Origin of the sequence: Shewanella fodinae (assembly GCF_014651955.1) — a bacterium.
GTDB lineage: Bacteria > Pseudomonadota > Gammaproteobacteria > Enterobacterales > Shewanellaceae > Shewanella > Shewanella fodinae.
Window position 1 is genome coordinate 1 of sequence record NZ_BMXW01000018.1, and the last position, 18102, is coordinate 18102.

15 protein-coding genes, 1 tRNA gene and 3 rRNA genes are annotated in these 18102 nt (G+C 50.4%); 10 read left to right on the forward strand and 9 right to left on the reverse strand.

The features are described from left to right. From IE064_RS14365 to rrf (IE064_RS14380), 4 genes are all read left to right on the forward strand, one after another. Positions 1-110: ribosomal RNA gene (locus IE064_RS14365) — 23S ribosomal RNA — on the forward strand; the annotation flags it as partial. A gap of 125 nt (positions 111-235) precedes the next feature. Beyond that, a 5S ribosomal RNA gene (rrf, locus tag IE064_RS14370) occupies positions 236-351 on the forward strand. Positions 352-440: 89 nt separating this feature from the next. Next, positions 441-516: transfer RNA gene (locus tag IE064_RS14375), tRNA-Thr, on the forward strand. Between the two features lie 31 nt (positions 517-547). Next, a 5S ribosomal RNA gene (gene rrf, locus IE064_RS14380) occupies positions 548-663 on the forward strand. Positions 664-774: 111 nt separating this feature from the next. Here rrf (IE064_RS14380) and mutT read toward each other — a convergent pair. The 9 genes from mutT to nadC form a co-directional block, all read right to left on the reverse strand. Next, positions 775-1176: an 8-oxo-dGTP diphosphatase MutT gene (mutT, locus tag IE064_RS14385; protein WP_189618385.1), complete on the reverse strand. Its 402-nt coding sequence runs from the start codon at positions 1174-1176 to the stop codon at positions 775-777. Between the two features lie 7 nt (positions 1177-1183). Continuing rightward, entirely contained in the window at positions 1184-1405 is a 222-nt protein-coding gene (gene yacG / locus IE064_RS14390; protein ID WP_189618386.1) for a DNA gyrase inhibitor YacG, read from the reverse strand. A gap of 51 nt (positions 1406-1456) precedes the next feature. Next, complete coding sequence (zapD, locus tag IE064_RS14395) at positions 1457-2191, reverse strand: cell division protein ZapD (RefSeq protein WP_189618388.1); 735 nt, start codon at positions 2189-2191, stop codon at positions 1457-1459. 4 nt (positions 2192-2195) lie between these two features. Further along, the gene (coaE, locus tag IE064_RS14400; RefSeq protein WP_189618390.1) at positions 2196-2804 is read right to left on the reverse strand and encodes a dephospho-CoA kinase; all 609 of its coding nucleotides are present in this window, start codon (positions 2802-2804) and stop codon (positions 2196-2198) included. Next, positions 2805-3719: a prepilin peptidase gene (locus IE064_RS14405; RefSeq protein WP_189618393.1), complete on the reverse strand. Its 915-nt coding sequence runs from the start codon at positions 3717-3719 to the stop codon at positions 2805-2807. It lies immediately after the preceding gene. A 106-nt stretch (positions 3720-3825) separates the two neighbouring features. Further along, the gene (locus IE064_RS14410) at positions 3826-5094 is read right to left on the reverse strand and encodes a type II secretion system F family protein (protein WP_189618395.1); all 1269 of its coding nucleotides are present in this window, start codon (positions 5092-5094) and stop codon (positions 3826-3828) included. 60 nt (positions 5095-5154) lie between these two features. Then, on the reverse strand, positions 5155-6861 hold the full coding sequence (gene pilB / locus IE064_RS14415; RefSeq protein WP_189618396.1) for a type IV-A pilus assembly ATPase PilB: 1707 nt from the start codon (positions 6859-6861) through the stop codon (positions 5155-5157). Positions 6862-6867: 6 nt separating this feature from the next. Next, on the reverse strand, positions 6868-7287 hold the full coding sequence (locus IE064_RS14420) for a prepilin-type N-terminal cleavage/methylation domain-containing protein (RefSeq protein ID WP_283166160.1): 420 nt from the start codon (positions 7285-7287) through the stop codon (positions 6868-6870). Between the two features lie 867 nt (positions 7288-8154). Next, entirely contained in the window at positions 8155-9024 is an 870-nt protein-coding gene (gene nadC, locus IE064_RS14425; RefSeq protein ID WP_189618397.1) for a carboxylating nicotinate-nucleotide diphosphorylase, read from the reverse strand. A 190-nt stretch (positions 9025-9214) separates the two neighbouring features. Between nadC and ampD the strand changes: the two genes are divergently transcribed. The 6 genes from ampD (at position 9215) to lpdA (ending at position 18034) form a co-directional block, all read left to right on the forward strand. Then, the gene (gene ampD, locus IE064_RS14430; RefSeq protein ID WP_133037505.1) at positions 9215-9757 is read left to right on the forward strand and encodes a 1,6-anhydro-N-acetylmuramyl-L-alanine amidase AmpD; all 543 of its coding nucleotides are present in this window, start codon (positions 9215-9217) and stop codon (positions 9755-9757) included. 112 nt (positions 9758-9869) lie between these two features. Then, complete coding sequence (ampE, locus tag IE064_RS14435; protein ID WP_189618398.1) at positions 9870-10721, forward strand: beta-lactamase regulator AmpE; 852 nt, start codon at positions 9870-9872, stop codon at positions 10719-10721. Positions 10722-10963: 242 nt separating this feature from the next. Next, complete coding sequence (gene pdhR / locus IE064_RS14440; protein WP_133037503.1) at positions 10964-11716, forward strand: pyruvate dehydrogenase complex transcriptional repressor PdhR; 753 nt, start codon at positions 10964-10966, stop codon at positions 11714-11716. A 71-nt stretch (positions 11717-11787) separates the two neighbouring features. Continuing rightward, on the forward strand, positions 11788-14454 hold the full coding sequence (gene aceE, locus IE064_RS14445) for a pyruvate dehydrogenase (acetyl-transferring), homodimeric type (RefSeq protein ID WP_133037502.1): 2667 nt from the start codon (positions 11788-11790) through the stop codon (positions 14452-14454). A 12-nt stretch (positions 14455-14466) separates the two neighbouring features. Further along, positions 14467-16449, forward strand: a complete 1983-nt coding sequence (gene aceF, locus IE064_RS14450) for a pyruvate dehydrogenase complex dihydrolipoyllysine-residue acetyltransferase (protein ID WP_189618400.1) — start codon at positions 14467-14469, stop codon at positions 16447-16449. A gap of 154 nt (positions 16450-16603) precedes the next feature. After that, on the forward strand, positions 16604-18034 hold the full coding sequence (gene lpdA, locus IE064_RS14455; protein ID WP_189618402.1) for a dihydrolipoyl dehydrogenase: 1431 nt from the start codon (positions 16604-16606) through the stop codon (positions 18032-18034). The last annotated feature ends 68 nt before the right edge of the window (positions 18035-18102 follow it).

Consider the following 18102-nt stretch of genomic DNA (forward strand, 5'->3'; position numbering starts at 1 on the left):
ACTAGAGTCCACTAAAGAGCCGTTCGAGACCAGGACGTAGATAGGCAGGGTGTGTAAGCGTTGTGAGGCGTTGAGCTAACCTGTACTAATGACTCGAGAGGCTTAACCATACAACCCAGATGGGTTTCTGGCACTACCTCCCAGGAGGTCGTGAATACCTTGAATGAATGGCAAGACTTGGTTGAAGTAAGAGAACCACTACTCATGAAAGCAGCTTTCCAAATTAACGAATTTGCTTGGTGACAATAGCATTGTGGTACCACCTGACTCCATCCCGAACTCAGAAGTGAAACACAATCGCGCCGATGGTAGTGTGGGGTCTCCCCATGTGAGAGTAGGTCATCGCCAAGCGCCTATTTAGCTTTTGCGTCTTCGCAAAAGCAATAGTTAAACATGTTTAGTCGCAGATAAGTGTAAGACGATTAAACCGCTGGTTTCTTGCTGATATGGCTCAGTCGGTAGAGCGCATCCTTGGTAAGGATGAGGTCCCCAGTTCGATTCTGGGTATCAGCACCAGATTAGCTGTCAATGACAGTAACAGGTTTCGCCTGGTGACAATAGCATTGTGGTACCACCTGATCCCATCCCGAACTCAGAAGTGAAACACAATCGCGCCGATGGTAGTGTGGGGTCTCCCCATGTGAGAGTAGGTCATCGCCAGGCACCAAATAAAACAAAGAGCCCTAGCTGATGCTGGGGCTTTTTGTTTTTAGTCGTATGTCTCACTGAGTTAAGTCGGAGTGCACGAATGGCGATTAGCCCTTGGCTATTTATTCAGCGCAACTCTTTAAGGATTTTGGTCAGTATGGGCATATTGGCATCGGGAAACTGATATTGGGGCAGTGCTGCAATATCTACCCAAGCAATTTGTTGACCTTCAATACCGGCCGCCTCACCGCTAAATCCGGTTACTGTCATGATATCCAGAAATACTTGTTTATCGGGGTAATCGTAGGAAAGCTGCATAAAGGGGGCGCATTGTGTCACGGTTAATCCCACTTCTTCCTGCAGTTCCCGATTAAGGGCGGTAGCTGTGTCTTCGCCCGCTTCAACTTTGCCACCGGGAAATTCCCATTTCCCGCCTTGATGCAGATGGCCGTGACGTTTAGCCAACAGAATTTGCTGGTCACGAATAATGACGCCTACAGCGACATGAACACGTTTATTAGCTGTCATAACTACACTAATTATTGGTTGGATCTTTGAAAAACTCGTCTTCATCATAGCCGAGTTCATCAAGTAATTGCGGGTCGATTTCCGATTTTACCGGAATGGCATATTTTTCAGACGCCCATTCGCCTAAGTCAATAAGTTTACAGCGCTCGCTGCAGAACGGTCTGAAAGTCGATGCTGTGGTCCATTCCACCGGTTTCTGACAGGTTGGGCATTTTACAACAGTTGGCATAAGTCACGCGCCTTGAGGTTGCGGAAAATCTACTGCGCCATGGTAATGATTTCAGCTGCAGGTCGCCAGCAGGAATTTTACTGTCTGCTGTGAATGCTTCTGTTGTTCGAACTGTACAAAATGGATCGCAAAGCGGTTTCTATGACCACTGATCGTTGGGTAACAGCCATCGTCAGCATTAAGTTTAACCCTGACTAACGATAAATTATTGGGGCTACTGTCATGATAAAAACCCGCGTGGGCAACCGCTTGCTGGTAGTCGCTGCTCATACGTGTGAGCTGTAGCAGTATACTGATGGGATGTAATAAGCAGTGAAAATGCTCCACCCATTGCTGGTATTCTTGCTGGCGCTCCGCCCACGGTTTTGCCAGCCAGAAATGCAACTGAGGCAGGTCGAAATTACAACACGCTGCGGTAAGGTTGAGTTTCTGACGCACTGCGGCAATAAAGCGATTTTGCTTAAGTTGTACCCCAGGACGATCTGGCTTTTGTAACTCATCTTTGGCAATCGCCAACTGTTCTAAAAAGAAAGTCTGCTGATGACTACTCATCTGCTGCTGGGCGGTGGAACCATCAAATTGTACTAATAGTTTGTCCACATCCTTCAGCAATTCATTGCGAAAATCACACCGTTCTGACAGTTCGCAGAGCGAAAAAAGCGGGAAGAAACAGCGATGCTGATGGTCTTCATGCAGATGAGTGTCAAGTTGGCGAGCAAGATGCTCCAGACGCAAATAATTGCGTACTTTCTCATTTAACGGTTGTTCAAATACAAGTTCATTCATGGGATTACTGGGCTTTTTCTGATTGCTTTAAATAGTTATTATGCAGAGCCAGAATCTGAGACTTCAGCGATTCAACATCTCCTTCGTTGTTAATCACATCATCGGCCTTGGCCAACCGTTGTTCGCGGCTGATTTGGCTGTCAATGATGTTAATAACTTGCGTTTTCGATACATGATCACGGTCAATAGTTCGCCAGATTTGTGTATCTTTACCAATATCTATCACTAAAGTGTGATTTACAAGACATTCGAGTCCATTTTCGAACAATAGTGGCACTACCATAATGGCATAAGGTGATGTTGCTGCCTGCGCCTGCGCTAGCATGCGTTGGCGGATCATCGGGTGCAGCAATTGATTGAGCCAGCGCCGCTCTTCGGCGGCAGAAAATACGGTTTCCCGCAATTTAGCGCGGTTAAGGGTGCCATCGGCATTTAACATCTCAGTGCCGAAGTGCTCAACTATCTGTTGTAGCCCTGCAGAACCTGGTGCCACCACCTCCCGTGCAATAACGTCCGCATCAATGATGGCCACGCCTAATTCGGCAAACAGGTTGGCAACAGTGGTTTTGCCGCTACCGATGCCACCGGTGAGACCTACAATATAATCGGACATTTACAGGCTCCGCAGGTACCAGGAAACAATAGTTGGCCCCCACAGCAGTGCGACCCAACCGGCAATCACAATATAGGGTCCAAATGGGATGGGGTTGTTGCGCTGCATACCTTTAAACAACATCAGCGACAGGCCGATAACTGCGCCGACTAACGATGACAGCAGAATAATCAATGGCAGCATTTGCCAGCCAAGCCAGGCACCAAACAACGCCAACAATTTAAAGTCACCGTAGCCCATGCCTTCCTTGCCCGTCAATAACTTAAATAGCCAGAACACTGACCAGAGGCTGAGATAACCGGCAATCGCCCCAATTACCGCATCGGTTAACGGCACAAACAGGCCCACGCTATTAACTGCCAAACCCAGCCACAGGAAGGGTAAGGTGAGCTGATCCGGCAGCAGCATTTCGTCAATGTCGATGCCAGCAAGGGCTATCAGCGCAAAGGTCAGTAGTGCCGATAAGGCGAATTGCCAAGTGGGACCAAAGTGCCAGGCGAGGCTGGCGACCAGTATCGCCGCCAGCAATTCAAACAGCGGATAACGGCCGGATATCGGTTGCTGGCACTCAGCACATTTGCCGCGTAGCCACAGCCAGCCAATGATAGGCAGGTTATGCCAAGGTTTGATGGCGGCATGGCATTTAGGGCAGGCAGAGCCGGGCACGATTAAGTTGAATTTGGCGGGCAGCTTATCAATGGGCTGCAGCAGCTTTTTATCTGTCAGTAACTTAAATGCTGCTGGTTGATATTCTTCAAGGTAGCTTTCACATTCTTGCTGCCATTCCCGTTTTAGCATTACTGGCAGACGGTAGATCACCACATTGATAAAACTGCCAATCACGGCGGCAAACACAAAGGCTAAGCCAGTAAACAGCCAGGGATGCTGGCTCATGATGGTGATAAACTCTGACATGATGCTAGGTTACTGTAATTTGATGAAAAATCTGAAAAGCCAGTATAACGAGTTATTAAGGGGCGACAAGTTTGCATGTAACACAACGCCGCCCCAGGCGCATTTATTAGCCGCCAACCACTTTGCCTAACTGGAAGATTGGCAGGTACATGCCAACGATAAGACTACCCACCAGCCCGCCAATCACTACCATCATAATGGGCTCTATCAGGCTGGATAAGCCATCTACCGCATCATCCACCTGCATCTCATAGATATTGGCAATCTTGTTGAGCATTTCATCTAATGAACCAGACTCTTCACCGATCATCACCATCTGGATCAACATATCAGGGAATAACTTGGTGGTGCGCATGGCCACATTCATCTGCATCCCCGCCATCACCTCGCTACGAACATTCAACAGCGCTTTGCGGTACACCGCATTGCCAGAGGCCCCTGAGGCCGATTCCAAGCCTTCAATCAAGGGCACCCCGGCGGCAAAGGTGGTGGCCAGTGTGCGGGCAAAACGTGCCATAGCCCCTTTATGCAGAATCTGACCAATCAAGGGGATTTTCAGCATCGTTTCATCAATTTTGTCGCGGAACTTTTGCGAGTTACGATGGGCTCTGACAAACAGCCAGATACTCCCGACGATTCCGACTAAAAAGAAGTACCAGGAACTCTGTAAGCCCCTAGAAATATGAATAATGATTTGTGTGAATGCCGGGAGTTCTGCCCCGAAACTTTTAAAAATCTCTTCAAATTGAGGTACTACAAATAACAAAAGTAATGCGGTAACCGCTATGGCCACGACAATCACCGCCGCCGGGTAAAACATCGCTTTCTTGATTTTGGATTTCAGCGCTTCCGATTTTTCTCTATAAGTGGCGATACGGTCAAACACCACATCCAGCGAACCGGAATGTTCCCCCGCTGCCACCAAGTCGACATACAGGTCGTCAAAATAAACCCGGTGTGGTCGCAACGCCTCCGATAGCGGAATACCGGACTGCACATCTGCCAAGATGGTACCAAGCAAGGTGCGCATCTTGGGTTTTTCATGGCCACGGCCCACCAGATCAATGGTGGTAACCAAGGGCACGCCAGCGGCTAACATGGTGGCTATCTGGCGGGTGACCACCGCGATATCCATCGGTTTTATCTTAACGTTTTCTTTGCTAAACAAACCGGCGGATTTTTTACTGACGGATTTAGCAATAATCCCCTGGTTTTTTAATTGATTTCTGATCTCAATGGCAGTGGCACCACGCAGTTCGCCGCTGGTTTTCTTGCCTTCGCGGTTGACTCCTTTCCACTGAAAGGTATAGATGGTGGGCGCTTTATTTGTTTGCTGCTTTTTGGCGGACTTCCGGGTAGCGGTTGCTGTAGCCATAAAAAAGTTTCCTTGGCGCCTGTGGATGTGTTGTTTTTATTCTAGTTCAGCGCTAACCCGTTAGTAACTGGTTACGCGGTTAACTTCGGCAATACTGGTGATGCCTTCTAGCACTTTTAATAAGCCGGACTGGCGTAAATCACGCATACCTTGCTCTTTTGCCATTCTGGCAATCTGCAACGAGTTGCCGCCTTCCATAATAATACGGGCAATTTCGTCGGACATCTTCATCACTTCGTAGATACCCACTCGGCCCTTGTAGCCGCCGGAGCAGTGCTCGCAGCCACAGGGCTTATACACGGTAAAGCCTTTGGCTATCTGTTCCTGGCTGAAACCTAGCTTTAACAGCTCATGCTCCGGGATATCTTCTGCTTGGCGACACTCGACACATAAACGCCGCGCCAGCCGCTGCGCAATAATCAGATTCACGGAGCTGGCGATGTTATAGCCGGGAACCCCCATATTGAGTAAGCGGGTAAGGGTTTCAGCGGCTGAATTGGTATGCAGTGTAGATAACACCAAGTGCCCGGTCTGCGCCGCTTTAATGGCGATTTCGGCGGTTTCCAGGTCACGGATTTCCCCCACCATGACCACATCTGGGTCCTGACGCAAAAAAGAGCGCAGTGCCGAGGCAAAAGTCAGCCCGGCTTTAATGTTGATATGAACCTGGTTGACCCCTTCCAGGTTAATTTCTACCGGGTCTTCGGCAGTGGAGATATTGCGCTCTTCAGTATTAAGAATATTGAGCCCGGTATAAAGCGATACGGTTTTACCGGAGCCGGTGGGGCCAGTGACCAGAATCATCCCTTGTGGCCGCGACAGCATCTCCAGATAGGCTTGTTTTTGATCCTCTTCATAGCCGAGTTTCTCAATCCCCAACTGGGCAGAGGAGGAATCGAGGATACGCATTACAATCTTTTCGCCCCAGAGGGTGGGCAGGGTGCTAACACGAAAATCGATGCTCTTGTTGCGCGATAGCTTCATCTTGATGCGGCCATCTTGCGGCACCCGCCGCTCGGCAATATCCAGTTTCGACATCACCTTTAAGCGGGCAGAGATCCTAGCGGCCAGATTAATCGGCGGTTCAGAAACCTCGTGTAAGATACCATCGATACGAAAACGGATGCGATAGCGCTTTTCGTATGGCTCAAAATGTAAGTCCGATGCGCCTTTGCGGATGGCATCGGTAAGAATCTTATTAAGATAGATAACAATTGGCGCGTCATCAGCCGCGTCCGTATCTTCATCCTGCTGACGGCTGTTATCGGTGACCTCAATCCCTGCCAGTGCTTCCTGATCTATGCCGCTAAGATCCAGCGCGCTGATGTCTTCTTCCAGCACCTTGTCGAGGGATTTGGCAAGTTTGTCCTCTTCCACCAGAATCGCTTCGGCATGTAAGCCAGCGCTGAACTGGAACTCTTCTAGGGCGGCAATATTGGTGGGGTCTGAGGTGGCAATATACAAACGGTTACCGCGTTTAAACAGCGGCAAACAACGATGTTTATCAATCAGTTTACGGTTTAAAAACTCTTCTGGAATGCTGGCAATATCAAATTCGGCTAAATCCAGCAGCGGCGTGCCGTATTCCTCATAACACAGCTCGGCAATAGTGCGGGCCGATAACAGTTTACTGGTCACCAAGGTGGTGACCAGCGACTGTTTATGCTTGCGGGATTGGGCGATGGCCTCCGCGAGTCTACTTTCATCCAGCAGACCCTTACGGATAAACAGCGTCGATAATCCTAAATGGAGACCAGTAGTGGGCATTATTAGTTATTGCAAACCTGCGCCTTTCTTACACAACACTGTTGAAGCTTCATCCGAGCCTGTCATGGTATATGTCACCCCACCATTAGCATCGAAAGCAGCCTCAAGGGAACACTTAGTGGTCACCCAATTAACTGTTGATGCAGTATCTTGTAAGGGGGTGACAGCGGGAGTAATCTGCTTATTCTTGGCCAATTCAGCAGCGAGTTGATTATCAGCTGGATCACATCCAATGCCTGTTTGGATACATGTCTGAATTTTTTGTGCGAAAGAAGATATCCCTTTCATTGCAGCGCTGCCTTCAGAAGTAGTCACATAATCGCGATAAGCAGGCAGCGCGATCGCGGCCAGAATCCCGATAATGGCCACCACGATCATCAACTCGATCAGGGTGAAGCCTTTAGTGTTGCGTTTCATACCTTTCATAGCTCTCTCCGTTAAATACCGATGCGACATCACAGTGGGTGTCTTACGGGCTCCGTTGGCATTGTGGCCGCTTAAATCAGCCGTTGTGAGTGGCACTATGGCTAACCGCTCAGGCTGACCGCTCACACTAGGCAACACGCCCAACAATTTAAGGTTTAGAGCTGTTAACTCTGGCCCTTTCCCTCGAAACACCGTACCCCATCCCCGTTGCTTAACCTCATGCCGATACTCGCGTACCGTTGTTACCGTCAATGACGAGACCTTTAATTAGTTTAGTCAAAGGGGGGCATTATTGCCGCACAACCCCTTTCACTACTAGGCGCTCGCTATACTGGACTACCTGCTGCTAATTTACCAGTAAACTCAGATTGATGAACATTGATTACTGAGCTTTGCTAGCGTGCTAACAGGTAACCTTTTGGCAAGTAACCGTTTTGGCTAAACACTGTGACTGCCTGCAACAGCAAAAATGTGTTGTTGAGTGTCACGTTGGCGACTAATTCTGCGCCGTTAAATAAGGGCTAAGTTACAGCCCCACCTTTTTGAAGAACTCCGGGAAGTTGTTTTATTAATGTTAAAATGCCTTAACACTAAAAACCGCCTGCAATTTACCGGAAGGATCTTCTTGCTTGGGCTGTAGGCCATAACGGCTGTTTCGCCACAGCTAAAAGTTAGTACATTGTGAAACGAATGAAAATGGCTAAATCAGATATTTTAGGGGTTTTTAATGAATTTTCTGTTGCTTGTGAGCCATGTTACAGCGTGGTAACTGCCGTTAATTTGGCAGTTACCTCAAGAGTGTCAAGGGTTGTTCAGGTGTCAAAAAAATATGTTTATAAAATGTTAAATTTGATGCTGTAAGGCTGACTACACCTGTGCTTTAAAGCGCATGGAGAGATCCAGGGCGCGGACATGCTTAGTCAGGGCACCGACAGAGATATAGTCCACGCCAGTGCTGGCGATGGTGGCGAGAGTTTCCAGGGTGACGTTGCCAGAGACTTCAAGCTTGGCGGCTTTACCGTGCTGTGCCATATGCTGCCGGTTCAGCGCCACCGCGGTCAGCATGTCACTGACATTGAAATTATCCAGCATGACAATATCCGCTTGGGCCTGCAGCGCCTGTTGCAGTTCCTCAAGGTTTTCCACCTCAACCTCTACGGGTTTATCTGGGTGTAATGCCCTGGCGTTGTGGATGGCTTTGGCAATGCCACCACAGGCCATGATGTGGTTTTCTTTAATTAAAAAGGCATCAAACAGGCCGATGCGGTGATTTTTGCCGCCACCACAGGTGACGGCATACTTTTGCGCAGTGCGCAGCCCTGGCAGGGTTTTACGGGTATCTAGCAACTGGCAGTGGCTGCCCGCCAGTTTGTCGCTGTAGATTTTGGTCAGTGAAGCGACACCAGAGAGCGTCTGGATAAAATTCATGGCAGTGCGCTCGCCAGTCAGCAAGGTTCTGGCGGGGCCTGACAAGTCGCAAAGTTTTTGATTGGGCAGCAGCAAGTCGCCATCGTCCACATGCCAGTGCAATACCACTTCACCGCCTAACTGTTTGAACACTTGCTCGGCCCAGGCTTTGCCGCAGAACACCCCTTCCTCGCGGGTGATAAGCACCGCTTCGCCATATTGTTGTGCGGGAATTAACTGGGCAGTGATGTCACCTTCGCTGGGGCTGAGATGGCCGAGGTCTTCATCAAGTGCTGCTTTGACACTGACGCGAATATCGTTTTCCAACATGGGAAATATCCTGCAAATGACTAACCGATAATGGCGACAAGCGTAGCATATTAAGGTCACGGATTTCAGCTAGTCGCGTTAACTGACAGCGCCTTACGCCTGACTCGCTGCCGTCGGCGCGCTGGTATATACTGCTGGCAACAGAATATAAGCTAACTTATTGATATGGGACAGATACAGGACATTCTCTTTGGATAAAGATTGGTTTGAGGGCTGGTATCGACCCGCCAGAAAAAGTCCATCACCGCACTATAATGCTCGGCCGCAGCGGGAAGTGAGTTTGTTGGTTATCCACAATATCAGCTTGCCAGCGGGGTGTTTTGGGCTGCCTTATATTGAGCAGTTATTTTTGGGCAAGCTGGACTGTGATGCTGATGCCAGTTTTGCTGATTTACAAGGGCTGGCGGTGTCGGCGCATTTTTTGATCCGCCGTGATGGTGAGCTGGTGCAGTTTGTCTCGTGCGATGACCGTGCTTGGCATGCGGGTGTTTCCAGCTTTGAGGGGCGGACGGGGTGTAATGATTTTGCTGTCGGCATTGAACTGGAAGGCACAGATACCTCGGGCTTTGCCGATGCGCAATATCAACAACTGCAGCAGCTTAGTCGCAGTTTGATGGCTTGTTATCCTAAGATTGTCAAAGAGCGCATTGTGGGCCACAGTGATATTGCTCCCGGGCGCAAGACAGATCCGGGGGAAGGGTTTGACTGGCAACGATATTTAACGGCACTCTAGCAGGTGTCAGCAGTTTTTTGGCTGTATTCACGCGCTCGATATGCCCCATATTCGCCTGACAGCAGATTGCTGATAGGCCGTGAGTGCTTCGCAAACGGATCTGGAGAGACACATGGCACTGTTTTCCCTGTTGGTCGCAATTATCATTGAGCGGCTTAAGTTGTTGCCTGACGTGCTGCAACTGGACAATGGCCTGCGCTGGTATCAGCGGCATTTTTTTACTAGCAATCTGCTGCAATCCTCTGGTGGCATGCTGTTGGCGCTGTTGTTTCCAGCGGTGTCGTTAGCGGTAGTGTTGTGGGTGATCCGTGACCAGTTTTTGGGGTTGCCGACACTGATCATCTGGGTAATTTTGGCCACGGTTTGTTTTTCGCATCAGCGCCAGCGGGCGGTGTTTAAACGCTATATGCAGGCCGCCTGTCGTGGTGACGTAGAGGCCTGTTTTCTGTATGCCCGTGAGCTGGATTGCACCGATTGCCTAGATGCGGTCAGTGAAAAGGAATTAGGCGCTCGGGTAGGGCAGATGGCTGCTTGGATCAACTACCGTTATTACGCCGCGGTGGCCCTGTTCCTGATAGTGTTTGGACCAGTTGGTGTGGTGTTTTACTGTACCGTACGATTCTTCGCAGAAGAGCGAAAACGGCAGGGGCTGCAGTGGCCGTTGCTACCTGGCCTGCTCTATGTACTGGATTGGCTGCCGGTAAGACTGGTCGCGTTAGGCTATGTGTTTAGCGGTCAGTTCTCGGCCAGTTTCGGGCGCTGGCGTGAATTGGCGCTGGATTGGCGCAGTCGGCCACGCAAAATTATCACTGACGTTGCAGTGGCTGCGGAGGAGATGCCAGAAGCAAGTGAGGCGCCCGTATGTGTGCGTTCCACCATTGCGCTGCTGACATTGAGTAAACGTAATTTTGTGTTGTTGTTGACGATATTGTCGTTGCTGACGATTTTTGGTTTGGTCAGGTGACCAGCATTCTCAGTGTTGGACAACCGCTCAATTGGGTGTGAAAGACAAAAAATCTTAGGCCGCGGCTATTAGACTTTTGGCTAGTGGTCGGAGCCCAAACCCTTGTTATTTAGGGTATGCTCACATATTGTGGGTTTAGTTGACACAGATCACTGTCTGGACATTGAAAATGTGATTTGTTAAAGTGCGCTCACCCGGACGAATTGGTAAGACCAATTTACAAAATGGAGCTGAGCGCCATCATGGCTTATAGCAAAATCAGTCAGCCAAAAATATCTGACGTTATCATGAATCAACTGGAGCAGATGATTCTTGAAGGCAGCTTGAAGCCTGGTCAAAAACTCCCTCCAGAACGTGAACTGGCGTTGCAGTTCGAAGTATCTCGTCCATCCCTCAGAGAAGCTATTCAGAAGCTTGAAGCCAAAGGCTTGTTGTTACGCCGTCAAGGCGGTGGCACTTATGTCAAACAACAGTTGTGGCAGAGCATGGCCGATCCCATTGTGGAGCTAATGCAGAATGACCGTGAAAGCCAGTATGACTTGCTGGAGTTCCGTCATGCCACTGAGGGCATGATGGCCTACTTTGCCGCGTTGCGTGGCACTGATACCGACATGCAGAACTTGCAAGACTGTATCATGCGAGTAGAAAAATCAACCGGGATAATCGAGCAGGCGAGTGCCATCGTCGATTTTTACCGGACCGTAGCGGAAGCCTCGCATAACATGGCGATGCTGCATCTGGTACTGAGTTTAACTTCTGTGCTGCATAAAAATGTGGCCGAAAACCTTGAGCTTCTGAGCCGACGCGAAGAAGCCACCCATAAGGCTAACGAGCACCGGCGGGCCTTGCTTGCCGCTATCGTTCGTCGCGATCCTGAAGCCGCACGTGAAGCATCCAACGACCACTTGAGCTATATAGAGGAAGTCATGCTGTCGGTAAGGGAAGAAGACAGTCGGTTGCAGCGCAGCCTACGCCGTATGAAAAGCGGTGTGTAGTCTAGGCGTTTTGGGCGCCGTGGACACCGTAATCATTACTTTTTTTATCATGTATAGATAAGGACAGTGTCATGTCTGAAAATATGCTACAAGACTTGGATCCATTAGAGACTCAGGAGTGGCTGGATGCCCTGCAAGCCGTGTTGGAGCAGGAAGGTCCGGAGCGGGCACATTTCCTGCTGGAGAAGCTGATCGAGAAGGCGCGGCGTAACGGCACATATTTGCCGTACTCTGCCACTACCGCCTATGTAAACACCATTCCCGCAGGCCAAGAACCGCAAATGCCAGGCGATCAGGGACTGGAACGTCGTATCCGTGCCATCGTTCGCTGGAACGCGCTGGCGATGGTGATTCATGGTTCAAAAAAGGATCTGGAGCTTGGTGGTCATATTTCCAGCTTTGCGTCCAGTGCCACTATCTATGATGTGTGCTTTAACCATTTCTTCCGCGCCCCGAATGATAAGGATGGCGGCGACTTGGTGTATTTCCAGGGACACATTGCACCGGGGATCTACTCACGCTCCTTCCTTGAAGGCCGTCTGACCGAAGAACAACTGGCGAACTTCCGTCAGGAAGTGGATGGCAAAGGTTTGTCTTCTTACCCGCACCCGAAACTGATGCCTAACTACTGGCAGTTCCCAACCGTTTCGATGGGCTTGGGGCCGATCCAGGCAATTTATCAGGCGCGGTTCCTTAAGTACTTAACCGATCGCGGCATTAAAGATTGTTCCGAACAAACCGTATATTGCTTCCTTGGCGATGGGGAAGTGGACGAGCCGGAAGCCTTGGGGGCTATCGGCCTGGCTGCCCGCGAGGAACTGGACAATCTGGTGTTTATTATCAACTGTAACCTGCAGCGTCTGGACGGTCCTGTGCGTGGTAACGGCAAGATTATCCAAGAACTGGAAGGTGAGTTCCGCGGCGCAGGCTGGGAAGTGGTCAAGGTGATCTGGGGGCGCTACTGGGATCCGTTGTTAGCCCGTGATACCAGCGGCAAACTGCTGCAGTTGATGGAAGAAACCGTCGATGGTGAATACCAGAACTGTAAAGCCAAAGGTGGCGCCTGGACTCGTGAGCATTTCTTCGGCAAATATCCAGAAACGGCCGAAATGGTGGCCAATATGTCAGACGATGACATCTGGCGTTTGAACCGTGGCGGTCACGATCCGGTGAAAATCTACGCGGCATTGCAGCATGCCAAAAACACCAAAGGCCGCCCAACGGTGATCCTTGCTAAAACCGTTAAAGGTTACGGGCTAGGTGATGCCGGAGAAGGTAAAAACATTGCGCATAACGTGAAGAAGATGGACGTAGAGTCTATCCGTTACTTCCGCGACCGTTTCAATATCCCCATCCCCGATGACAAACTGGATGAAGTACCTTTCTATCATCCAGGGCCAGATTCTGAAGAAGTGAAATATCTTAAGGCTCGTCGTGAGGCTTTGGGTGGCTATCTGCCATCTCGTCGCCAGAAATTTAGTGAAGAGCTGGATATTCCGTCCCTGAAGATTTTTGACGCCGTTCTTGGCGGTTCCAACGGCCGTGAAATCTCCACCACTATGGCGTTTGTGCGGGTGTTGACAGCACTGCTGAAAGATAAAGGCATTGGCAAGAGCATTGTGCCGATCATTCCCGACGAAGCCCGTACCTTCGGTATGGAAGGTCTGTTCCGCCAAGTCGGTATTTATGCTCATGAAGGGCAGAAATACGTGCCACAGGATAAAGATCAGGTGGCCTATTACCGTGAAGACAAATCCGGTCAAGTATTGCAGGAAGGGATCAACGAACTCGGTGCCATGGCATCTTGGGTATCTGCGGCAACTAGCTACTCCGTAAACGACACCCCAATGATCCCGTTCTATATTTACTACTCCATGTTTGGTTTCCAGCGTATTGGCGATCTGGCATGGGCGGCTGGTGATTTGCGGGCCCGTGGTTTCTTGGTGGGCGGGACTTCTGGCCGCACCACGTTGAATGGTGAAGGCCTGCAGCATCAGGATGGTCACAGCCATATACTGGCGAACACCATTCCAAGCTGTATCAGCTATGACCCGACATACGGTTATGAAATTGCGGTTATCGTGCAGGATGGTATCCGCCGCATGTACGGTGAAAATCAGGAAGATATCTTCTACTACTTGACCACCATGAACGAAAACTACGTACAGCCAGAAATGCCTGCTGGCGTAGAAGATGGGATTGTCAAAGGTATCTATAAACTGGAAAGCGTCGCCGGCTCTGGCAAAGGCAAAGTACAGCTGATGGGCTGCGGCACTATTCTGGAACAGGTGCGTAAAGCTGCCCAGGCACTGGCGAAAGATTATGGCGTCAGTGCGGATGTGTTCAGTGTGACCAGCTTTAACGAACTGGCGCGTGATGGTCAGGATTGCGAACGCTGGAATATGCTGCATCCAACTGAAACACCGAAAGTGCCATACGTTGCTACCGTGCTTGGCAAAGATGCTCCGGCAATTGCCGCCAGCGATTACATGAAACTTTATGGCGAACAGTTACGCGCCTACGTGCCAACAGATTACAAGGTGCTGGGTACCGATGGTTTTGGTCGCAGCGATAGCCGCGCCAACCTGCGTCATCACTTTGAAGTCGATGCTACTTACATTGTGATTGCCGCACTGAAATCCTTGGTAGATCGCGGTGAATTACCAGTCGATGTGCTGACGAAAGCCATTGCCGAGTACGGTATTGACGCCGACAAGATCAATCCACTGTTCGCGTAAGAGGGATACAGAATGGCAGATTTAAAAGAAGTACTGGTACCCGATATCGGCGGTGATGAGGTGCAGGTGATTGAGATCTGCGCCAGTGTAGGCGATAGCCTCGCGGCTGAAGATGCCATCATTACGGTCGAAAGTGATAAGGCCACTATGGATATCCCGGCACCATTTGCCGGGGTTCTGAAAGAACTGAAAGTGGCGGTCGGTGACAAGGTGTCTGAAGGTACGCTGATTGCGTTGTTGGCCGCAGAAGGGGAAGCCGCCGCACCACAGGCAGCCAAAACTGAAGCTCCAAAAGCGCCAGCACCTAAAACCGAAGCGCCTAAAACCGATGAGTCAACAGCCAAACCTGCCACAACGGCGGCGCCAGTTGCCAATGCCGCTGCTAGCGGCAGTCAGGTGATTGAAGTGACTGTGCCTGATATTGGTGATGCCAAAGATGTGGATGTGATTGAAGTGCTGGTGCAAGAAGGCGACCATATTGACGCCGATGCTGGCCTGATCACACTGGAAACTGACAAAGCCACTATGGATGTACCCGCTCCCCAGGCTGGGGTGGTGAAGTCGCTCAAAATCAAGGTGGGTGATAAGGTTTCTGAAGGCTCATTGATCCTGTTGTTGGAAGTTGCTGGTGCTGCTGCAGCCCAACCTGCAGCAACAACTGTTGCAGCCACGCCATCAGCCCCTGCCGCAGCCACACCGGCCGTGGCATCGGTGCAGGAGATTAAAGTGCCGGATATCGGCGGCTCTACCGATGTCGATGTGATTGAACTGTTGGTCGCTGTTGGTGATGAAATTAGCGTGGACCAGGGCTTGATTACCCTCGAAAGCGATAAAGCCACGATGGAAGTGCCGGCACCGGTTGCTGGTAAAGTCACTGAACTTATCGTGAAAGTCGGTGATAAAGTCTCTGAAGGCAGTGTGATTGCCAAGGTGGAAGTGAAAGGCGCGGCTGTCGCAGTATCGGCGCCAGCACCGCAGGCCGACGCTCCCGTTGCCGAACCCGCTGCCGCCGCGCAGCCGAATCGTCCGCCCGTGCCTTATCACCCCAGTGCTGGTGTGCAGCCAACTACCGGTGTGGTGTTTGCGTCGCCGTCCGTGCGCCGTCTGGCCCGGGAGTTCGGTGTTGACTTATCGCAGGTGAAAGGCTCTGGTCGCAAAGGCCGGATCCAGAAAGAAGATGTACAAGCCTACGTGCGTTATGAATTGTCACGGCCAAAAGCCTCTGCTGCCACAGCCGTGGGCGGTAACGGCTTGCAAGTGATTGATGCACCTAAAGTGGATTTCAGCAAGTTTGGTGACGTGGTGGAAGTGCCACTGACGCGCATTCAAAAAATCTCCGGCCCTAATCTGCATCGTAACTGGGTGACGATTCCGCATGTGACGCAATTTGACGAAGCGGATATCACTGAACTGGAAAACTTCCGTAAACAGCAAAATGAACTGGCTGCCAAGAAAAAGCAGAATATCAAGTTCACACCGCTGGTATTTATGATGAAGGCCGTGGCAAAAACCTTGCAGGATTTCCCGACTTTTAACTCTAGCCTGAGTCCGGATGGTGAATCACTGATCCAGAAACAGTATTACCACATAGGGGTAGCGGTTGATACGCCTAATGGTCTGGTGGTGCCTGTATTCCGTGATGTGGACAAAAAAGGCATTGTGGAATTGAGTCAGGAACTGGCGGAGATCTCTGCCAAAGCCCGTGATGGCAAGTTAAAAGCGGCGGATATGCAGGGCAGCTGTTTCACTATCTCCAGTTTAGGCGGCATTGGCGGTACGGCATTTACGCCAATCGTTAATTACCCGGATGTGGCAATCCTCGGCGTGTCTAAGTCTGAGTTCAAGCCCAAATGGAACGGTAAGGAATTTGTGCCACGACTGATGTGCCCGCTGTCACTGTCCTATGACCACCGGGTGATTGATGGTGCATTGGCCGCTCGATTTAGCGTGACGCTGTCTAGCTATCTGTCTGACATTCGGACCTTAATTATGTAATCACTGAGGCTGACCGTTCGGGTCAGCCTTATGTTTTATTGTGATCACGGTCATGTAAAGGTTAAAATGCAGCCACTTTCAAGACGCTGTAGTGGCTGAAGGCTCCAAGGTTGGGCTGGCCGTCCCGACGGACTGAAACAAATCAGAGGAAAAAATGAGTAACGAAATCAAAACACAGGTTGTGGTATTAGGTGCCGGCCCCGCAGGCTATTCAGCCGCTTTCCGTGCAGCGGATCTGGGTCTGGAAACAGTGATTGTTGAACGTTACAGCACTCTTGGCGGTGTGTGCCTGAATGTGGGTTGTATCCCTTCTAAAGCCTTGCTGCATGTGGCAAAAGTGATCGAAGAAGCCAAACACATGGCGGTTAACGGTGTCACTTTTGGTGAACCACAGCTCGACCTTGATAAGCTGCGTGCATTCAAAGACAAAGTAATTGGCCAGCTAACAGGCGGTCTGGGCGGTATGTCGAAAATGCGTAAAGTAAAGGTCGTAAATGGGTTCGGTAAATTTACCGGCCCTAACAGCCTCGAAGTGACCGCAGAAGATGGCAGTAAGACTACCGTGAATTTTGATAATGCCATTATTGCTGCCGGTAGCCGTCCGATCCAATTGCCTTTTATTCCCCATGAAGATCCGCGCATTTGGGACTCTACTGACGCGCTGGCGTTGAAAGAAGTGCCCGGTAAATTGCTGGTGATGGGCGGTGGGATTATCGGTCTGGAAATGGGTACCGTGTACTCGGCGCTGGGCAGTGATATTGAAGTGGTGGAAATGTTTGATCAGGTCATTCCTGCTGCTGACAAAGACATTGTGAAGAACTTCACCAAGCAGATCAGTAAGAAGTTCAAGCTGATGCTGGAAACCAAGGTGACAGCCGTTGAAGCCAAGAAAGATGGCATTTACGTCACCATGGAAGGTAAATCTGCGCCAGCAGAGCCAGTGCGTTATGACGCGGTGCTGGTGGCGATTGGCCGTACCCCTAACGGTAAGCTGATCGATGCTGACAAAGCGGGCGTGAAGATCGATGAACGTGGTTTTATCAACGTTGACAAGCAGATGCGTACCAATGTGCCACATATCTTCGCTGTGGGTGACATCGTTGGTCAGCCGATGTTGGCGCACAAAGGGGTGCATGAAGGGCACGTGGCAGCAGAAGTTATCTCTGGTCTGAAACACTTCTTTGACCCGAAAGTGATCCCATCTATCGCCTACACCGATCCAGAAGTGGCTTGGGTTGGTTTGACTGAAAAACAGGCGAAAGAGCAAGGGATTGCCTACGAAACGGCAGTATTCCCTTGGGCCGCCAGTGGCCGTGCGATTGCCTCCGAAGCCAGCGACGGTATGACTAAGTTGATTTTCGATAAAGAAACTCACCGTATCATTGGTGGCGCGCTGGTGGGGGTTAATGCGGGTGAACTGCTGGGCGAAATCGGTTTGGCGGTGGAGATGGGCTGTGACGCGGAAGATATCGCGCTGACTATCCATGCGCACCCAACATTGCATGAATCGGTAGGATTGGCGGCAGAAATGTACGAAGGTTCTATCACTGATTTGCCAAATCCTAAGGCGACAAAGAAGAAGTAATGAGTATAGCGGTTGCTGCTGTTTGAAATTAAGAGCCCGGCAAAAAGCCGGGCTCTTATCTATCGGCA